This is a genomic window from Paenibacillus sp. WC2504, from assembly GCF_052682475.1.
Window position 1 is genome coordinate 7,603,121 of sequence record NZ_JBQZFH010000001.1, and the last position, 21,237, is coordinate 7,624,357.

At 37.9% G+C, this 21,237-nt stretch carries 15 protein-coding genes; 3 read left to right on the plus strand and 12 right to left on the minus strand.

All coding sequences use genetic code 11. The features are described from left to right. Positions 1–49: 49 nt before the first annotated feature. The 3 genes from ACUN27_RS34860 to ACUN27_RS34870 form a co-directional block, all read right to left on the minus strand. Positions 50–583 carry a hypothetical protein gene (locus ACUN27_RS34860; RefSeq protein WP_445560456.1) on the minus strand — a complete coding sequence of 178 codons (534 nt, stop codon included), beginning with the start codon at positions 581–583 and terminating at the stop codon, positions 50–52. 61 nt (positions 584–644) lie between these two features. After that, positions 645–971, minus strand: coding sequence for a helix-turn-helix domain-containing protein (locus ACUN27_RS34865; protein ID WP_445560457.1), 327 nt, complete (start codon positions 969–971; stop codon positions 645–647). Positions 972–1,042: 71 nt separating this feature from the next. Next, on the minus strand, positions 1,043–1,912 hold the full coding sequence (locus tag ACUN27_RS34870; protein WP_445560458.1) for a hypothetical protein: 870 nt from the start codon (positions 1,910–1,912) through the stop codon (positions 1,043–1,045). 635 nt (positions 1,913–2,547) lie between these two features. On the opposite strand from ACUN27_RS34870, the gene ACUN27_RS34875 reads away from it, so the two are divergent. From ACUN27_RS34875 to ACUN27_RS34885, 3 genes are read left to right on the plus strand one after another with little or no spacing between them, the layout of a single operon-like run. Then, positions 2,548–3,810: a tyrosine-type recombinase/integrase gene (locus ACUN27_RS34875; RefSeq protein WP_445560459.1), complete on the plus strand. Its 1,263-nt coding sequence runs from the start codon at positions 2,548–2,550 to the stop codon at positions 3,808–3,810. Positions 3,811–3,813: 3 nt separating this feature from the next. Continuing rightward, entirely contained in the window at positions 3,814–4,911 is a 1,098-nt protein-coding gene (locus ACUN27_RS34880) for a tyrosine-type recombinase/integrase (RefSeq protein ID WP_445560460.1), read from the plus strand. An 11-nt stretch (positions 4,912–4,922) separates the two neighbouring features. Beyond that, a complete protein-coding gene (locus ACUN27_RS34885) occupies positions 4,923–5,900 on the plus strand; it encodes a tyrosine-type recombinase/integrase (RefSeq protein WP_445560701.1) in 978 nt (325 codons plus the stop codon). Positions 5,901–5,971: 71 nt separating this feature from the next. Here ACUN27_RS34885 and mutT read toward each other — a convergent pair whose 3' ends face one another. The 9 genes from mutT to ACUN27_RS34930 all read right to left on the minus strand — a co-directional run bounded on the left by mutT (position 5,972) and on the right by ACUN27_RS34930 (position 21,206). Continuing rightward, a complete protein-coding gene (gene mutT, locus ACUN27_RS34890; protein WP_445560461.1) occupies positions 5,972–6,349 on the minus strand; it encodes an 8-oxo-dGTP diphosphatase MutT in 378 nt (125 codons plus the stop codon). Positions 6,350–6,359: 10 nt separating this feature from the next. After that, a complete protein-coding gene (locus ACUN27_RS34895) occupies positions 6,360–9,506 on the minus strand; it encodes a DUF3427 domain-containing protein (protein ID WP_445560462.1) in 3,147 nt (1,048 codons plus the stop codon). Between the two features lie 53 nt (positions 9,507–9,559). Beyond that, positions 9,560–11,467: a 3'-5' exonuclease gene (locus ACUN27_RS34900; protein ID WP_445560463.1), complete on the minus strand. Its 1,908-nt coding sequence runs from the start codon at positions 11,465–11,467 to the stop codon at positions 9,560–9,562. 108 nt (positions 11,468–11,575) lie between these two features. Then, entirely contained in the window at positions 11,576–12,505 is a 930-nt protein-coding gene (locus ACUN27_RS34905) for a hypothetical protein (protein ID WP_445560464.1), read from the minus strand. A 252-nt stretch (positions 12,506–12,757) separates the two neighbouring features. Next, entirely contained in the window at positions 12,758–15,193 is a 2,436-nt protein-coding gene (locus ACUN27_RS34910; protein WP_445560465.1) for a DEAD/DEAH box helicase family protein, read from the minus strand. Next, on the minus strand, positions 15,186–15,512 hold the full coding sequence (locus ACUN27_RS34915; RefSeq protein ID WP_445560466.1) for a nucleoside triphosphate pyrophosphohydrolase: 327 nt from the start codon (positions 15,510–15,512) through the stop codon (positions 15,186–15,188). Before ACUN27_RS34915 ends, ACUN27_RS34910 begins: the two co-directional genes overlap by 8 nt. 119 nt (positions 15,513–15,631) lie before the next feature. Then, complete coding sequence (locus ACUN27_RS34920) at positions 15,632–16,657, minus strand: hypothetical protein (RefSeq protein WP_445560467.1); 1,026 nt, start codon at positions 16,655–16,657, stop codon at positions 15,632–15,634. 54 nt (positions 16,658–16,711) lie between these two features. After that, positions 16,712–18,184, minus strand: coding sequence for a DUF2357 domain-containing protein (locus ACUN27_RS34925; RefSeq protein WP_445560468.1), 1,473 nt, complete (start codon positions 18,182–18,184; stop codon positions 16,712–16,714). After that, a complete protein-coding gene (locus tag ACUN27_RS34930) occupies positions 18,159–21,206 on the minus strand; it encodes an McrB family protein (RefSeq protein ID WP_445560469.1) in 3,048 nt (1,015 codons plus the stop codon). The genes ACUN27_RS34925 and ACUN27_RS34930 overlap by 26 nt, the downstream gene beginning before the upstream one ends. Positions 21,207–21,237: the final 31 nt, after the last annotated feature.

Here is a 21,237-nt window from a genome sequence, read left to right on the forward strand (position 1 = left end):
CTAGGATTGCGGAAAGAATACTTGTTGTTATTAGCTTTATTTTATTGCTTTATAATATTCCCAGCGAACGAACATGCTCTAAAAGATTTATCATTTTAGAAAAGTTCATGCCAAATGATTCTACTTTAGACCGAATTTCATTTAAACTTTCTAATTCTCTTTTTAATCTTTCGTTCTCTTCAATAACATCAGCTAATTGTTGTTGAATATTATTGTATTCTTTCTCTGAAACTTGGTTTAACTGAGATTGTGCTTTGAGAAAATGTAGGACATTCTCCCAACCTAGATCTGCAACATGCTCTAGATGGTTCATATTTTCTGCTATAGGGACTACTTTAGCTTGAGAAGGTTTTGTCCCTTTTTGCAATTTAGCCCTTTGAATCTCATCACTATATTTTTGCCTGATAAAACTGTTAAATCGGAAGGCACACGCCCCCGGTGTGCGACCTGTCTTTAAAGCAGCTTCATCAAAGGCATTTTTTAGTTTGCCGCCTTCATGCATGTGTTTCAAAGCAGCGTTCAAAACAATTATGTCATGCTCTGTAGACCAAACTTCTTTTTTCGATTTTTCTAATTTCATCATTTATTCACTCCTTTTTATTCAATCAACTTTTAATAGTTATGTCCAAAATCTATCATTCTATTCACTTTAATAGATTAAATTGCTTAGATTGCAACCAAACATCAATAGAATCTTTGTGAAACAAAATTCGTCTCCTGATACGTACGTATGGAATTTGTTCATCTCTGACCATGGCATATATACTATCTTGAGAAACACCAAGATAACTTGATAAATCCTTTACAGAGAATGCAATTTTTCTTGGGACATCATCAGTACTTGCCTCTACTCGAGGATTCGATAGTTCATTTGTGTTTTGAACTACATTCTCCTTCTTCTGTGATAATTCGTTTTCCCACTGCGTTAAGATACTAATTAAAGCCTGCCTCAACATTTGATCATTATTCATACAAAAAACCTCCTTGTTTTTTATACAAGAAGGTTCCCCATTAAATGAATTAAACTATCTAAATTACACTGCTATGTAATTACTCTTGTGTATTTACGTAGACTTAGTTCGTGTAAATGCTTCTCTAATGTATCCCTACTTTTAGATAGTGCTCTATAATAGATTACTTTTTTTACATTACGAAGTAGTGCCGGCGTAATCACTATTACAGAAAAGAAAGGATCTAAACATGAACGAAAATCATATATTTCATTAGAATTCTCGTTTAAATTATAGACTTCAATACTTTGAAATTCGTCATATGTTCTGATTCGTGCATATAAAAGGTTGGATTTAAAATAAGGTAGGTCATTTCTCAAGCAGTAATACTGTAATCTCGATTCATCAATCCGGGAATGAAATATACTGAGGGGGATCGCGGCTGAATCGGGTGCATAATTATTAAAATGATTATTACAATGATTAATTACATCATTTTTAATATGTTCATCTGTCACATCAAATAGCCTAGCTAGCAAAGTGATCGTAAGTGGGAAAGATTCAGGCTGCTTTTTTAGACCGAGTAGAGCACCAATCTGGCTACTACTTTTCAATTCAAGTTGCCTAGCAATCTCAATGTCTGTTGTATATCCATTTAATGCAGCAAGTATATTACGCCTAGGTCCTACATGCAGCTTTTTCAGAATAAGATCACAAATTCTGCTATCTCGTAGTAAATAAGAAACTTCAGACCACTTATTGATTCTGAGACCATTATGTGTCTTAACGAATGCATCATACGTTATCCAATTATTTGCAAAGTAATAGTCCGCTTTTAAAAAAATTCTGGTGCTAGCATCAATCCTATTTGCTTGAATATTTTTTAACCAGTTTTGAAAATCTTGTTGTCGATCAATATCTTCCTTTTCCTTTATATTTTTATTTTCATTAATGATAATCACCACCAATTTAATTTTACTACGTAACAGGAAAGGTTACCTGTGTTTTCATTGGGATGTAAGGGTGGCTGAGCAATTCTAGAGTTTCAGCTTATTTCATACAGTAAACACAATGATTTTTTAATAAATAAATTACATAGCAATGGAAAATTGAGTACTCCACCACCAGTATGTTCATACTTTCAATGGAAGTAAAAAATGCAACCTTGCGTAACCAGGCACTAGTAATGACAAATACAACCAAAGACCTTCCCCTTTTTAATGAAATTAGTGGTAACAAACAAAAAAAGGAACTATCCATTGTCTTGTTTCAAACAATGAATACTTCCTTATTAGGTAAGATGAGAGATAAACTTTAGTGAGATAAAGTGAGAGTTTGTCTAAGAGGGGTTTAGATGGACACCATTGGTTAAAAATGGTAAATTCCGGGCAAACTAAATCCTATAGAGGTATATGTAGCAGCTTCATTCATGATTGGAGTAATCAAGGCGCAATTCCGACAATAAGTCTTCAAACTTGCGAGAAATGGATTAGCTTCATGAAAAAGCTTACCGTTGTAATTAGTACTATTATAGATGAAATTATGGATTCTGTGAAGGGATAATAGAAAGGATGTTTCCACAATGCAATCACACGCTATGCAGAACCTTGTAGCAAATAGCTGCTTAGAAAAATGTCAGAATGTAGATGATCAGTTCTCTATTTTTTTGCAGCAACATCAGATTCCTAACTATCATAGACATCAAAAAAATATAATTGTGTTTCTCATGTTTAGATTATCCAGAAGAGAACAAATTCAACTGATTTCTAAAGAACTAGATGAAGATATTCATGACTATAAGAAAACACTGTATACCTTAGTCACAATAGAGAAAATAACTCTCCCTAAACACAGGGAACTTTTGTTTTCATTAAGTTACTTTATTAGTTTTTTAATTCACTATAGCGGTTTGAGTTTTCAATTCACCTCTCCCATTACGCAACCCTATATGCCGCTGTTTAGCGATCTGGGATGTTCCCAATTCCGTGATTTTATTAACGAAGAACATAAAAACAATAATTTATGTATTAGACACTATATTATTGAAATTAAACATTTTCTCTTATTCATAGAAAGAGGCCTTGTACTTAACATTTCGAATCTAAAACTTGAACACGTACGTGCGTTTGAAGATCATCTTCTCAACCGTGTGTTGCTAGAAGAAATACAGCAATCGACTGCCTACAATAGATTGCGTTTCCTTTGTGTTTTCCTGAACTACTTACAAAAGGTTCAGTGTATTTCTTTCCAATATAAGATCCCCGCGCAGTTTAGATTCCCCAAAACGAGAGATAACGAATATGTCTCCAGTAAAGATAGAGAACAACTGCTGCACACCATTATTACTAACAAAGCAAAAAACTGGGCTAGAGATCTATGTATTGCTTTATCGCTAATAGATTTGGGATGCCGTCCGATTGAGGTTAGCAATTTACGAATAAATGATGTGCATCTGACTGAGCATAAACTTACTCTCTATTGTAAAAAATCAGATATGCGTACGCTCCGTGTCTCACCATTCGTCATAAAACATTTATCAAATTTCATTAAAAACGAACGCACATTAGCGGATACTTCTGACTATATCTTCATGTTAAGCTCGGGTACTCGCATGACTGCGAATTGTATTGGAAGAGTCATTCGTCAATATAACCATATGGCATTTAATGAGATTCGTTTTTCTGCAAAAGCACTAAGACATACGTATATAACAGATGCTCTTGAAAATAGAAATGATTTTGATCAAGTTTCCAAGTCTGCTGGCCATAAATACTGGCGCTCAACGATGCATTACCTTCATCGCAGCACAAAGAGACTTCTCACAAATACACTGCCTTATAATCCTATGAAGAGAGGTTAAACGATGAGTATACCTTTACAGGTAAATTATGATATTCAACAGGTTTGCGATGACCTAGGCATTACTCTCGAAGAACTGCAAGCGCTAATCCATTCTAAAACAAACCCTGATCTACCTTCAATGGTTAAAGATAGCTCTCTAAATGATGCTATTGATCTTTATCTAGCACATCTGGGAAATCTAGTTACACTTGGTAAACGATCACCTAGGACACTTGATCAGTACCATAATGTACTTCATCGGTTAAAGTCATATATAGCACATAGAAACCTTGATATTAGTGTACTGCAATTAAACGAAATCCTTTTGAACGAGTTCTTTGCTACTTTAAAACCAAAAAAGAAGAATCAACTGTCACCTTACACAATGAACAATTACACAGGCGTTATACGAGGGTTTCTAGGTTTTTGTTTTAAAAAAGATCTTACAAATAAAGATATCAGAACGCACTTTGAATGGACGAAGGCTCATTTGCTTCCGCGTTATATTCCGGATAGCCAAATAAAGCAGCTGCTTCAAGCCTCTGTACAATTAGTTAATGGTTATCGGAGTCACGCTATGCTTAGCTTTCTTCTGGGGACCGGCGTTCGAATCAGCGAAATGCTGAGACTACGAGTGAGCGACTTCGATATTGAAAAAAAAGTTATACAGATCCGTCAGGGAAAGGGAAGAAAAGATAGATATGTTCCTATTTTCCCGGAAATAGAGAAAATTATTTTAGATTACTTAGATTTAACTGGAATAAAAAACTGGAATCGCAACAACTCAGACTTTTTATTTGCGAAAAACTCTGCTATATCTGGTCACTCACTAAGAACCCCTATTACTAAAGAAGCAGTCGAGAAAATGTTTCGAAGACTATGCCTCAAATTAGGATTTACAGAGGGCTATACAGTCCATAGTCTTAGGCATACATTCTCCGTTAGTTGTTTAAAAGCAGGAATGAAAGTCGAATATCTTAGTCAAATTCTAGGACACACCGATCCAAAAACAACCTATGTCTATATTCAGTTGCTTCCTGTTGATCTTGGAGAAGAGTTAACCAATAAGTTTCCATTCGCTTTTTCTAAACTATTATTTCAAGTATTAAGGAGTGATTAATCTTGCGCATAATGCAAAAAGATATCGAATCTTTTATAGAACAAGTACGATTGCATCCAAAGACACTGAAAAAGCACAAAAAATACTTAAATCACTTTTTATTTTTTTTAAGCCAACAAGTCAGTGAATCACCTGAGTTTTTAGATTTGGAAAAAATCTATAAACAAACAGACATCAATGGTGTTGTTATTTCATTTTATGGGTTAGATCATAGGCTCATCGATAAATACTTCACTTCAAATATTCACTTGAAAAGCTACTTCTTAATTGAGTCAAGATATGCGCTGGGCAGTTTTTTTACCTTTTTAGCTAGAAACTTTAACTTTAATAACCCCATATTAAATATGACGTTTAATATAAAACAACTTACACAACAAACTAGAGAGTCCAAAACGCTTACACCACATGAAATACTGAAGCTAAATCATGCAATCGTTCAAAACAGTCAAAATCTCTCTCAAGACTTACTTCTTTTTTCAATTTTATTCTCTACTGGCTGCAGAATATCAGAGATATTATCATTAAGAGTCAAACAAATTCGATTTGATCAAGATTCTTTTCTATTATCCAACACAAAAAATGGTAAGCAAAGAATCGTTGTAATGATGAGCCAGATGGGACAAGTTCTATACCTATTCTGTAAACAGAACCACCTATCAGATAATAACTTCTTATTTCAGGATTCAGATGGTAATGCACTATCCTCCCAGCAAGTTAGAGAGTCGCTGCATCATTACTGCCTATTAGCAAATATCGATAGAATAAAAATTCACGGTACTCGCCACACTTTTGCTACTATTATGTATGAGTCAGGAGTTGAGTTGCCGGTAATAAAACAACTTTTAGGGCAAAATTCAATCTCTGTTTCACAGAAGTATATACATGCAAACTATACCCGTAACATTAATATACACATACAAGAAAATAATCAGATATATAAAAATTTACAGCACCTATATAGATCAGATGATAACAATTACCCCCTTTAAATACCATTTGTAGGTGGCGTTAAGGGGGAGAAATATATACATCGAATATAGTTAATTATTAATACTAGTACTTACAACAGCACCTCAACAAACTTAATATCTGCCGGTGCAAACTGAAAATTCCCTAGTTCGTCTGTTCCAACCCATCGACACTCATCATGATCAACCAGAGCGATCTCCCCACCCACAAATCTCGCTCTATAGGCAATCAATTGAATATGAACCGCCCCATACCAATGATCATTAACTCCAAAAAATTCATACGGCTCAATCTCAATGTTCATCTCTTCCTTCAGCTCTCTCACCAAGCAAGCTTCCGGCGACTCGCCTTCCTCTAGCTTACCACCTGGAAATTCCCATAGCCCTCCCTGAGACTTCTCAGGCCGACGTCTGGCTATGAGCAGTAACCCTTGTTCATTTTCTATAATCGCTGCAGCTACTCGAATCACTTCATCACTCCTATACTATGCACTTATTAGCAGCCGGCACCATCACTGGCGGCATCTCCTCTTTTAATTGCCACACGAAACTCATGGGCTTGCTGCCCTCATGTTTCATGTACTCCGCTTCTCCCAGAAATACAAATGAAGACGTATAATCATGCTCTTCCTTATATTCACGAACAAATAGGGCGATTCGGTTGCCAGTTTTCCTGTGATGAATATACCTTTGCGCCGTTTTTGTGTCTTCCGATATCCGGCTTTGAGTCTGCCAGTGAAATAAGCGCTCACTAATGGCATAATCCTCATACAATGTCGAAGGTGAGAAATCCTTATCCGATTTATTTAATGTGATAAAGAAAATATCCGTCTTCTTATCTTCAAAATATTTAACACCTTCTCGAAAAGCTGGTGCCTTCTCTTCATTCCAAAGTCCAAATGCCGCTAAAATCTGATCGGTAGAGTATTGGCAATGAATATCGATCGGGCACGCAAATGGAAAATCATGTTTCTTATCGACGAAATTAATATGGGCATAGTTATATTTTAAAATTTCAATAATCTCATCCCGAAATGCTGTACTAGTTAAAATGAATTTTACTCCTGTTTCAATATCATCAAAACCCTGCTTCTTAGGCTCTACCCGATAAAAGGTATAATAAAACAGGTTCAACATGAGATGCTCTTCTTCTGTTTCTAGTTGCTTCTCTTCCTCTATGTACGAAAGCAAAAACTTCAATACTCTACGCGAGTTAAGATTTAAAAGGGCTGGAATACGTTTTACTAATTCTGTTGGAGGAAGCTCGAACTGCTCTAGCACGCCAGCCTCCAACATTAATCCCCTCAAGAATCTGTTACCGTTGCGACCACCGTATAGCTCATATAAAGAAATTCCATGGTACTCAGTAAAATTCGTCAAGGTAAGTTTGAGTCCCGTATCCTCCTCAAAATATTTAATCTTATTAATTAAACTTCGACGATTGGTCGACGCCTGCTTCAAATTTCTTAGGATGTAGTCTTTCGCTTGTTTTTCAAGCTGAATAAAGCTCCCCCTAGGTAAGCTGGAGAATCCATTCTCTACATAGTGCTGCACGGAGTGTTTAGTTTTGCCTAACAGAGAACGGAATTTCTCCTGAAAGTTATACTCCTTATGTGCTTGCCCAATGAAGTCTAGAACAGTAAGACATTCTTTCCCCTCCGCCAAACGCAAACCACGACCAAGCTGCTGTAGAAAAACAGTCAAGCTTTCCGTAGGACGTAAGAACAGAATGGTGTTCACTTCCGGGATATCCACCCCTTCATTGTAAAGATCCACTACAAAGATGAGCTTAATCTCACCACTAATGAGCCGCCCCTTTGCCTGACTTCGTTCTTGTTCATGAGAGTTCCCGTGCAACGCAATTGAAGGGATTCCCGCTTCATTGAATACTTTTGCCATATATAATGCATGCTCCACACTCACGCAAAATCCTAAACCTTTAACCTCGTCTAGGTCTGTCACATACTTTTTGAGACTATTTAACATTTGTGTAGCGCGGATCTTATTGCTCGTATATAGGCCCTCTAACTCTCGTAAATCATAGCCTCTTCGCGACCATTTCACTTGTGATAAATCCACGTGATCGGTTACTCCAAAATAATGAAAGGGCGAAAGCAACTTTCGGTCTATGGCGTCTGTTAATCGAATCTCCGCAGCAATGGTATGGTCAAAATAGGCTAATATATCCTTCCCGTCCATACGTTCAGGTGTTGCAGTCAAACCTAGCAAGATCTCTGGCTTATAATGGGTGAGAAGCTTTTGGTAGGACGGCGCGGCAGCATGATGAAACTCATCCACAATAATAAAATCATAGAAGTTACTTGTTGTGATCTCTGCCAATTTCATTGAGTTGAAACTCTGTATACTGATAAACAGATGATCCACCGATTTTGCTTGGTTGCTACCTACATGCAGTTCTCCAAAGTTAAGATCCTTTAAAATAAACCTGAACGTATCCCGGCTCTGTTTCAATATTTCTTCTCGGTGTGCAACAAAGAGTAGTTTCGCTCCCGGATTTTTCGACCTATATCGCTTGAAGTCAAAAGCTGAGATGACTGTCTTACCAACACCAGTTGCAGCGACTAATAGGTTCTTCATTCTTCCGTATAAAGTCCTCTGTGCTTCAAGCTTTTCCAAGACTTCCTTTTGGTAATCATAAGGCGTCAGGTCGAAATGGAAATGAAGTGCTTCATGCTCGTTAATCTTCTTTTTCCCTAGAGCTTCCTGAAGTTGAGTCTCGTGTTCTACGTTCTCGGGAGAAAAGATTTTAAATTCCCTATCATTCCAGTAGCTCTCGAAAGTGGCTTCGATCTTTTTGAGCACATCATAGGAATCCTTTTCCGTCACCTTCAAATTCCATTCCAGACCACTAGTAAGTGCAGGATTAGAAAGATTCGATGAACCCACATAAGCTGTTGTAAACCCTGTGTCTCGCATAAATACGTAGGCTTTCGCATGTAGTCGGGTCCTATCCGTGTCATAGGATATCTTAATTTGGGTATTGGTAAGCTTGCTTAACTCTAACACAGCCTTGTAATCCGTTGCTTCCATGTAAGTAGTCGTAATCACACGAAGCTGTCCACCACTGGAAGTGAATTGCTCCAACTGATCCATGAGACATCGAAGACCGCTCCATTTGATAAAAGATACTAGTAGATCTATCCGATCGGCTGTCACGATTTCATGCTTTAATTCATTCATCATGTTAGGTTCCGAATGCGAACCTGTAAATAATGAACTTTGTGATAGCGGCGTTGCCGGTCGCAGCACCTTTTCACTTTTAATACCACGAACATGATTAAGCTTTGAGTAGACGTATGTTAATACTTCACCCTGCTCATCAAGCTGCAGCTCTTTGTATTCCTCTTGCCCTAGAGCTTCCTTTAGTGTAGCGATAATCTCATTGCTGGTTCTTACCTGAGCAAGTACGGCTTCTTCGTCACTACTTTGTTCCCGCACTGCTTTTAACGCTCTACGTGTTACTGCAGCTAAGTAATTGGACAACAGCTTTCTAGCTTCCTCAGCATCTATCTGCTCCTTGCCTATTTCATACAAAGCCGGATCCAAGGTTGATAATTGCTTATTTGTTATGTTGTTTATGATTTGTTCGTAGAGTCCTTGTTTCATGGGAGCACCTCTCTATAAAAAGAGCACCACAAGGGTGCAATTTCCTTTCAGTCTTATACAGACTGTTTATGGGATGACGACTTCTGGTTTCTCTTCTGAATAACTTCGTCTAAGTATTTGGTGAATTTTGATTCCCCACTATAAGTCAGGAACAACCACTCCAATGCCCGGGTCATGCCGATATAGAAAAGAGATACCTCTCTCTCTTCTACTTCTTCAAGTGGGAACGGCATGTTCTCAATGTTGATAATAAACACTGCCTGGAAATCGAGACCTTTCGCACTATCAATAGTTGATATCTTAATCGCATTTTCATCTCTCACAAAATTTCGTTTGGACTCCGTATTTTCTGTGATCCATGTATACGGCAATTCGTGCTGTTCCAAACTGTCTTTTATTTCATCAATGTATGAGGTAAGATGACTGTTTTTAACCCGATACAATATGGCTATATCCTGAATAGGTATATTTTTCTGTTGGTTTAGGAATGTAATCGACTTGGATACAAAATTCATTTCCTCCTGGATATTGCGAAAACCTTTAATCATAGGCTCCGGACCTTTTCTCTTCGTTGATTGCGGAGGGATGATCTCTACACCTTCTACTGAACCTTCTTGAACTTTATTCTTTAACTGAGAATGTTCTTGATAAAACTCCCAAGCAAACTGAACAATTTGTGCGGTATTCCGATAATTGATAGCAAGAATTTTAGATCGGCCCCGAAAATCAAGACCAATATCTTGAGCCAAATTTGTTTTTTTTCTAAAAATAGATTGCGCACGATCTTCAACCAGTAGCAACGATTGAGTATTTGGGTTTAAACAACAGCTTAACAGTTTCAACCAATCAGGCTCAAAATCCTGGCCTTCATCAATCATTATCGCATCGTAGATTGGAAGGATTGCCTCGTTATTGTTCACTTTATCTAGGATTGTCGGTATTTCACTATCTTTCATATGTAAACTGTTTCTCAGCCACTCATGAAAATTATATACTTCTACTTTCGATTCTCTTTGACTATCCGACGATCCTAAGTTGATTAGATCCAACAGATCTTCAGGCTCATTCATCATTCGCCGGATCATTTGTTTCAAGTTCCGTGATAACGGAATTCCGTAACAGAGCACGAGAATCTTCCAATCCGGATGAGCCTTAGCTAACATCTTAGCGCGACTGGCAAGAATAAGCGTCTTACCACTTCCGGCAACCCCTCGAATAAGCCGATGTTTATCGCCAATTTGCTTCGCCATATTCTCTTGATGAAGATCCATTGTCTTGATGTTATGTAGTGAGAGCAGTAACTGATCCTGATGTTTGACCTGAGGTTTATACTCTGCACTGATTCTCACCTCCGGAAATAGATGGAAGCGAATGGCTTGTATATCTTCATTAGTTAAAATATTTTTTTTCTGACTCCAAACCGTGAACATACCATGGATTTTTTCCATTAAAATTTCCGAAGAAAAGCCATCCTCGTCAGGATCAACTTCATCCCTGCACAGAACAAATTGAGGCTCAATAACTTGGTACAGATCATGTTTGATAAAATCCTCTTGCTTCAGTCGAGTAAAGACTGTACCAAAACCATAAGGGAATTTTAAATAAGAACTCGAGTCTTGTACGAGATTCTTATCTTTTTTCAGATGATCAGTGATTAAGCGAGCATTATCTCTAGCTTGTTTTAAGGGGCTTTTCGTTGTTATTAACTCGCCAGCTGTGTCTCGTATAGTCCATTCATCATGGTTAACTTGATACAATGTGTTCTTTGTATAATCCTTAACCTCAAGGATGACAAGGCCCAGATCAGGACCTATGATTACAAAATCTGGTCTTCTTCCCCTAATCTCAGGTTCATAATAAACAATATAGTCACCCGGCAAATGATCTCTTAAACTCTCGAACAAAATACGTTCTCCAGCAGTTGCACTTCTCGGGATCGTCTCGGGCACCATATAAGCCATATTCTGTCTCTCCTAGTACGTAATACCTACTAGCACTATTATAGTACTAAACAACCGATAATGAATATACAGAGTATGACAAAAAACCTTATATTTCACTTTACCGCTTTACTCAGTTGTCGGCCATTGGAAATCTCGCTTATAGTAATTATCTTTTAATTTCTTTAAATCGTATTCCCATTCATAAATGGCGTGCGAGTACTTCTTTGCACCGCCTTTTTGGCGCTTTCTTGCTTTTACATTGGTTGCAATGACATTAGCAACCTTTTCTAACCCAAGTTTTGGTAACGCCTCATTTTCTAAGATTGTCCATCTTTTTGTTCGGTTACTATCCGTTATTCTATATCCTAATTTATGAAGAGGACTCTCTAGGCCAAATCGGTTTCCATCTGATTTATTGCCTGGTTTTAATGTTTCCACTGCGTATGTACTAGGCCACTTAAATTCTTGCTTTTTAGTTTCGGTTACAGGAGACATTATTTTAGGTACAGCCCCCCATTCATTGATTTGGAACTGGCACCCAGGTGCTTGTTTTTTTATTTCGATAATATTATTCTCACTTGCACATACATATTTACATACGGAACAAGCCCATACGGATGTTTGTACATAGCTTTGTATCTTTCCATATTTAAAAGATGCAATTTCAATGGTTTCCGTTGTCAATGTCCCAGAACAGCGATAACAAGTATCAGAGTCTTCAGGTTTTCTCCAAATGGCAGCCATTTTTCTAAAACTTTGCTTTAATTTTTGTTGAGGTAGGTTTTTTACAGGTTGTGAAATTGGTTTTGGCGGTTTCGAACTATTCTTTGGTTTATTAGTATTCTTTTTTGTTTGATGTTGATGATACGACGGCTCTCGCAATGCCTGGTTAGGATTAGCCTTAGGGCTAGGTTCATCTGGATTAACAACCGAGGCTTGAGCTGCTTCTATTGAAGCGTGCTTAATAGATTTATAGCTTTGAGAGGGTCTTTGCTTCCTTTGTTTTATTAGATAAATACCTAAGATGACAAATACAATTGCAATAATTAGATACATTTTACTATTCTCACCTCTATAATAATTCTTTAACTTCCCTCGACCTTCCAAAAAGGACACATTAAATGTCCCTTTGGTAACATTAACGTGCCCTTTATATAGAAAATTGATGGAACAATCGGTAATACCTTTGTTAGGATCTAGGCTGTGTTATTACTATTTCGACAGTAACAACAGCATCCATCTTTTTCTTCGATATCTCATCACACAAAAGTACTAGTAATTATTTGAAATAACTCAATTAATATTGTGTCATCTAAACTCCGTATTCTCTCGTCGCTCAAAATGAGCATGCAACCTATACAAACAAATATCTCTTGTCCAAGCATGCAGCATTTCCATATCTTCCGGTAATACGTCAAAATTAAACGTAAAGACACCACTATCAAAAGTGATCAAGCCTTTCGAACTCCCGCTCCACTTAGTCATAGGCATGGTCGCGATCAACTTTGCCACTCTACTCTCATCATAGCTCCAAAGCCTTGTGCTTTCTGCATCTGAAAAATCTATGCGTTTTCGATATTCCTTCTCCATGTAAAAATGGTGAAAGAAAGGTGCGACTTCCAACGAGGTTACTGAATGCATCCATTCAGTAACTCCACGTTCGAGCATATATAATAAGACTGTCATTTTGTAACTCTTGCTCATGACGGTGCTCTCTACTTCTTTCAACCAATGCTCATAGCGGAGAAATACTTCCATTTCCCTTGCATCAAGCTCGTCTGCCCAAGACAGAAAGCCTGAATAGGAGCGAAATTCTTGCCAATACTCTCTGCTAGGTTCTCTTCCTTGCAGATGCAGCTCAAGGTATGTTGGCCGCCGCCCTAATTCATGTTTTAAGTCAAAGTATGCTGCGCGCAGCTTCTCTTTACGGGGTTGCTTTTTACGGGATAATTCCTCTAACAGATTGATTACATCTAAATCGATATGGAGTTCACAACCCATTGGAACTTCCGGGATCATTTTGGGCTGCTTGCTCTTTTCAATTTCGCCGCGTCCCATGTCAAATAGACTGAGCTTAATGTCTGCATTCCGATAATTACCTATGAGGTCAATAATGCTGCAATATTCCTTATCCGTATGCAATCGTAGTCCACGACCAATTTGCTGTGTGAATACAGTAAGAGATTCTGTAGGACGAACAAACAGAAGCGTGTCTACTGCTGGAATATCTACACCTTCATTAAATAAATCGACAGTAAAGATAACTTCCAGGCTACCCATTGTAAGCTTAGCAATCGCCTCACCCCGGCTAATCTCCGAGGTGCGAGAATGAAGACTAATGCACGATATACCTTGCCGTATAAAAAAGCTCGCAAGAAAGTTAGCCTGTCTAATAGATGAACAGAACGCTATCGTTCTCGTCTGCTTATGTTGTTTCCATGCATTAAATATGGTTTCCGCCATCGCGTCGCGAAGCTGAATTGCAAGTAGTTCTTCCTCGTCGTAACGAGAACCGATCCATGCTATTGCAGAGTAATCCGTTTCATCATAGACCCCATAGTATCGGAATGGACATAGCCATTGACGCTGAATAGCCTCTAGAAAGTGCAATTGAAACGCGACATTCCCATCACATAGCGCAAACACATCTTTACCGTCCATCCGGTCCGGAGTAGCAGTAATACCTAGCAAAAATGAAGGTCGGAAATAATTTAGGATCGCTTGGTATGATTTAGCTGCTGCATGGTGGAACTCATCCACAACGATAAGGTCAAACGCATCCGGTGCAAACTGCTCCCGGTGCTTCTTCATCCCTAGCGTGTAAATGGATGCAAAGACATTGTCCGCGGCTAAGTCTTTTTCGACTCCGTTATATAACCCTGCATTCCGTTCAGGCATAACCGTTTGAAAACTGCGTTGTGCTTGGTGAAGGATCTCCTCACGATGGGCAACAAACAGAATGCGTTTGTACTTTTTAGCAAAAAATGCAGCTAAGTAAGTCTTACCCAGTCCGGTAGCCATCACAACCATCGCTTTATCGTACTGTTCTTCTAACGTTTTATCCAATGCCTCTAACGCTTGCCTTTGAGCAGGACGCGGTTCAAGAATTTGGGCCGAGGGCTGAACTTCTCCCTGGTCATCACCGTCTGCTCCTTTATGCGGCAGCATCAGCTCTGATTCTTCTACTTCTGAAATCGAACGAACTAATTCCGGATTTCTTTGACGGTGAATCGAATACTCTTTTTCATAATGATTTATCGACTCTTCATGCAAAGTTACCGTACACTCATCGTAGAAATGGTTCATAAACTTTTCCAAAGCGACTTGGAATGTGTAAGGCTCTGCTTCGGCACTCATAGCTAAATTCCACTCGACACCCATTCGAAAAGCAGATCGAGATAAGTTGGAAGAGCCGACAATAAGAAGCCCCGCTCCCTGTTCGTAGTCCATTAAATAGGCTTTGGGATGGAATGAGGCCCCCCTACTATGCCAGAGCCTTGCCTCTATTCGATTATCAATGTTAACTAGCTCACGAAGGCCATCAGGTTGAGTGATGAATAAATAGTCGCCACAAAGTATTTTGATATCAGCACCACGTTCTGCAGCAGCTCTCAAATATGGGGCGAGAATTTGGACACCCGAGTTCATCACGAACGAAGTCATAATATATATGCCGAATGCCCTTTCAATCCCTGGGATCAATTCATCGGCTAAATTTTCTGTGATGAGTTTAATATCAGGCATCTTGAACATCGATAAGGAAAATTCTTTCCTTAAACCCTCCGCGTTTCTCCGCTTTATCTGCCCGAATCGATTCGAGTTGTTCAACGGTTGAGCCATGAATTGCTGTCAATGTGTGAAGAAGTTCGAGAATATCGGATAGCTCTTCCATAGCGCTGCTATCATCGGCGGCTTCAAGATATTCGTTAAGTTCCTCGACTAACTTGGTGCGAAGTTCAGCTTTGTATTCGGTCTCATCTAGGATTCGGGTATTGGAGACGTTCCCACCGCGTGCGATGATTTCCGGGATTCGGTCACGGACTAGTTTATTGTAGGTTGGCATGAGGTAATCTCCGTTCTACTCTAGGTTTTATTAATAAAATTTTTAGTCATAGTTCATTTTCTCACAAAGTGACATCTTACTCTTTTTATCAAGCTCGGTTGAGCTTATCGAAGGGTTACTCATTTCCACTCCTTCCCCTTCAAAAGATTAGCTATTTCCACTGTTTTCATTTTTATATTAAATCCAGTTATAGTAGAAACATCAAAATATCGTTTGCCCATCATACCATTTTTAGAAATCTTAATGAATTCAGTTTCATAGAACTTGTCAACGAAGAAAAATCTATGATTACTAGCAAGATCATAGCCGAACTCACCATGTGCCTCTATAATTACTTGTTTTAAGACGACTTTCTGTTCATCGGATAGAACACCGAGTTGAGTTGAAATAACTCTAATTTCATCTTTTTTATTGTCATACTCCACATCAACAATACAAATTAATTTACCAATTCCTCTGACTGCTTTATTAGTGTAGAGTCCAATGTATTTGTGGTTTTGATATCCGTTAGAACTTGGATCATAATATATGTTGTATTTTTTATTTTGTTGAAAAGTTACCCCAGTTGCAACGAAACGAAACTTTGTTTCAATGTTATCAATCAACCCAGATTCACTACAAAAAGCTTCATAATCTTGGATCATATCTTTCATCTCAAAGTCATAATCGTTTAAAGTGTCATTGAAGTTTTCACAAATTTCTTTAAATGTTACTGACGCAAAGGATATACTATTAATCCTTAATGCATTAATTTTGTTCAGTTCATCGACTATTTGACGTCTGTAGTCCTCTTTAATAGACTCTTTATTTATCCATAAAAATATTTGATTTTTTTCGTCTTTAAATTCGCTGAAATGTTTCTTAATCTGACTAACATTTTGTTGTCCATAAAGTTTAGTTTCAATTAGTATTTTAAAAGTTTCTTGTTGGATATATGCATCTGGAACACTTTCATTACCTTTATCTTGCTGACCAAACTTTATAGTCATGTCCAAATTAATCCCAGAATTCTCAAGAATTGAATTAAGAAATCGATTAAATTTCTCATTACTGTTGTTGGATAGTCGTTTAAAGAGCAACATTGTATTGTTCGTTACCATGTTCTCTTTCTGAGAATACCTTGGAAAATAATAAATCAATGACATTAGGACCTCTCCTTGTCAAAGCTTAGTATAAGAATAACCTCTTTTTGAACAGTACTATATGTTTTTCATAAACCCATCAATGGCTCTTTCCAAAGCTGGATTACTAGGTCCTCCAGGAACCATTTCTATAGCCCCCATACGATACTGCTCATGATACCACTCCTGAAAGTATCTTGGTTCTTCCTCCCCCTTTGAGGGTGTAAGAATAAATACATTCTCTACGGCAGGGGTCTCTTTGTCTCTAATAAGAATGCCGTCTCGATATTTATGCATTTCTCCTAATGCTGTGCTTAAATTAGTAGGAACCCGGTACTTAGGATCAAAAACGAGAATTCCTTCATTACTCTCTAAAGTAATATCCGGTTCCATTCGTTGTGTGAAAGAATAAAAAGGATCAGAATTATACTGAAAAACTCTTTGATAATATAAATGATGGCCGTTAGCAAGCAATACATGACTTTCTTTATGTTTAGCAAGTGATAAAAAGAAACGATCCAATGTTGATTTATAAAGATTTGCAGAATTCTTAATCAGACCCTTTTCCCTCAACAATCTTAAAACCTGCATATAACACCATATTTCATACAATGCAAACGTATCCTTAAGTGGAAAAGGATATTCGAATCCAATTTGCTCCTTGCCATGTTGATATAAACGATCAAACCACCTGTAACATAAACGATAAACAGGATGCTTACGAAAAATTGTAGAGACTTGTAAAGGTCCCTGATACGAAGTAATCTCTTGGAAAATCCCTTGTCTCAACCAATATCTCACAAGATCCCCGTACTTCATAGCCTTCTCTGAAACATCGCTTAAACTGCAGTGCATATAAGTAACTAGAAGGCTTTGAAGTTCTAAAAGATATCTTTTTATGACTCTATTTTCATATATATTGTAAGTATCCAATCGAACATGCGTTAAGACGTTAGCTGGTATTACACTCGAGGGATCTTGAGCATAATGTCTTTCTAACCATTGCGATGTTCGGTTCGTTACGACTTTCATTTGTTCCCGCTTCAGAAAAGTATCCTTCTCTGACAGTCGCTTTAACGGATGTTCCAGAAACCGCCGAATATAGGAAGCAAGATCCTTAAACCCATGATCGATATAACTCCACTGTGCCCATGAAACATCCCTTGCTCTGTCCTGTGCGCAAATTGGAATCGTTAGCCCTGCATGATCAAAACACACCGTTGCTTCTTCCAAAATTTCACGAAGCATAATGTCATATTGCTCAGCAGTCATTTTTCGATCATCTGGGTATACATAGGTCCCATATGTATGTTGTTCTATTGTAAAGGTCAACTGTCCACTTTGGAATGGAGTCATAAATTGACCTGTAACTCCACCATCTACTTTCCGATACGTTAGAGGAACACCCTGTATCAGCAAAATAGAAAAGTCTTTATGCTCCCAAAGCCATTCATATTCTGTCGCCTCAGTTAAATAAGCTTTTTCTATCGAGATCCATTCACTGCCTTTAGAACGGACTAAAAAGCTATCTCCAAAACTGAGCGGCTCCATATCGCGCGATCTCCTTTTCCATCCGCTCTACGATACCTAGGGCAGCAGAATCCAATCCGAACTTTGCTTCAAAAACCTGATGGAGTTCAGTTAACATCTGTGAAATGGAGTCATCACCGCGAACTTTAGGGAGTACTTTTTCAATAATGACTTTTTCAAGAGCCTCCGTTTCTTCCATCTGAATATTATCTTCCAAATCTTTATTATGTGATAATTTTTGGAGCATTTCATTCATCGAACGATAACCAAAATGAAGATAATAGGGCTTTAGAATACCATGTACTTGTTTCAGAAAGTCAAACTCTATCTGAAGCTTAAGCCTTACATCCTCAGCGGATCTATTCCAGAATGTATCGAAATCCACTTCACTTAACGTCATAACAAATGCCCGGTCCAAGACTTTATCAGAAATTGTATGAGTAGTCTCGTCTACATTTACTGTTCCAATCACATACAAGTTTGGAGGAATTGTAACAGTGTTTGGAATATCAATAAGATCAGCTCGGTTATGTAAAGAAATTTCCTTCCTCGACTCCACGCCGCTCAAGTAATCACTAAGATAATACTCCACTCTCGCCAAGTTCATTTCATCGAATACCACAAAATGCGGTTTCTCACGTTCTTGATGAGCTTTCAACACCATTCTCAAAAACTCAGGAATGACATACCGATTTTCGAATGAGCTGTAATAACCGAATAATGAACTAGAATCCGTCCAATCAGGCCGTACTGGAATAACAGACATGTAAGGGTTATTCGCCTCATATTCCATTCCATATACAGCGTTAGCATATAGCCGCGCCAATTGAGTTTTCCCTGTACCAGATATGCCGCTCAAAATTACAAAATGCTTATCGTCCAGTGCCGTCAAATTTAAATGAAGATCCCGAATGATCTCTTTTGCAAAAGTAAAGCTGCTGTTTGCGATTAGCTCCAGAATGGATGTAAGTTGGAAACTCGCGGTGTGTTCTTCTTCCTCTGGTTCTCCTCCTTGTTCATCAGCCTCATCAATAATAGGCCCCATATCATCTACCGTTGGAAGCTGTAGTTTCTCACTAGCATGAGCAAATAGTAGTGCTGCAGTGATCAGCCTTTTTTTGACAACATCCGCTGCCTCTGTAAAGGTTTCAGAGACATTGTCATAAGTACCTGCGAGATATTCGCTCTCTTTAACTTCCAAACCGTGTTGCTTTAATAAAGACATTCCCGTTTCCAGTACCTCAGCATTATTCAAAGACTGCGTGGCAAACAGCTTCCGAATCCACCAATCCTTCGTTCCTGCACCGAGCAGGTTGCGAACGTTTGTATATATGTGGCTATGTCCATCTAATTTAACTGCCAAGACTTGGTGCGGCGATTGTTTTTCCTGAAATTGATAATAAACTACGTAACCCTTTACTATCAGCTGCTCTTGATCTTTCAAAGAAAATTGCTGCCTGCAGACACCCGTTTTTACTTGCTCCAAGGAACCGTACTGCAGTTGATACGATCTATGGAATAGAGTTATGTCCTGTTTTGTCTCTACTGCTTGCACAAGTGTAAGAATATGCGCAGCTTGGACACTAATTGATTCTTCTTCCTGTAAATAATCACGAATTGGGTATAAGTTTTCCCATGCTTCTTTAAGTTCATCTATTAGTTTTTCTACTGACCATTCACCTTCCAATGGATATCTTTTAGCAAAATATATCCATGGTCTTTTCCTAGGCTTAATGCACGACTTAATAAAATCCTCTAGCTCTTGTCGTTGAAGAAGTTCTCGAATTGTTGATTCCTTAGATTGGCTCGAAACAAGTACATCTAAAACAGGATTCAGGTCATTGACAATACCATTAATCCTATTCAGCCGGACAGCTTCCCAGATCGGATAAAAATTCGTTTCAACAGATAGTAAGACTTGCCTCTCCATCCCGTTAAACTCAAGTGTAAGTGCATTTACCTCAGAATCCCCTATTTTTTTCATGATCTGAATAAAATACTTTCTACCGATATTACTTTCTTTTCTTTGTTCAGCATATTTAGGATTCAAAGCATCGTGATAAGTAGTTGTTAAGGTAACACCATATGTATGTAGATATAGACTAGGATCGTTAAAGCTATCCATAAATTGTTGTACGATTGGCTTTAAAGGAGCCTCAATTTGATCAAGAACTTGCTTACAACGTTCGTGTGTGATGTCATTGTTGAAGATTGTTTGATACTCATTGAGATTTATCATTGATGGTACTCCTCTTAAAGAATGAGTTGAAGTTAGCTTCGTTTGTAATTTACTTTTTATTTCTTGATATATTTCTTTCACTTCCTCACTTGTGTCCTTCACCCACGGCTTACCGCCATTACGATCAGCCTTATAGTGTACCATCATGAAGTGATTGAAATCTGCGGAGGGATATCGATTGAGGAGCATAGTTATTCCATCTATCTTTGCTCCACGGAGCCTGTTACTCACTACCTTTTTGTCACGAAGTAATTGGTCTTCCATAAAACGAACTTCATATTGATCATTATCTCTCTTGACTGTCAGCAGATAAAACTTTGTTGGCTGGCCAATTATATATTCTTTATTAGCTATACTTCTCTCTAGTTCGTTATCTTCTACACCTTGAATAATTTGGTTTCCGGATCTTTCATATTGATTAATTTTATTTTCATATTTGGAGTTGAAACTTAATGCCTTAACTCTTTCTCTGCCAATATTCCAAGGGAATTCCAACAGTTCTTGTAAACTGAATATATAACAGTTAGTCTGACCATTTTTAGGTACTAAAACAGCAAAATATGCTTCACAATTATACTTTTCTTTTAGCTTTTTGATAGATTCTAGTTTTTCATCGTTATCAATAATATTGATTTCTGGCTGTTCACTTTGTCGCGTTATAACATTAATAAAAAGATGTTCACCAAATAGATTTCGCCCGAAAACCCACTTACTTTTGCTATCTTCCGTTTGAATTATTTTATAACCCTGAGAATCCAACCAATTTATTATCCTAGCATCTGGATCATTTAACTGTATTGTCATCTATACCATCCTATACTATTTTTGGTTTTCT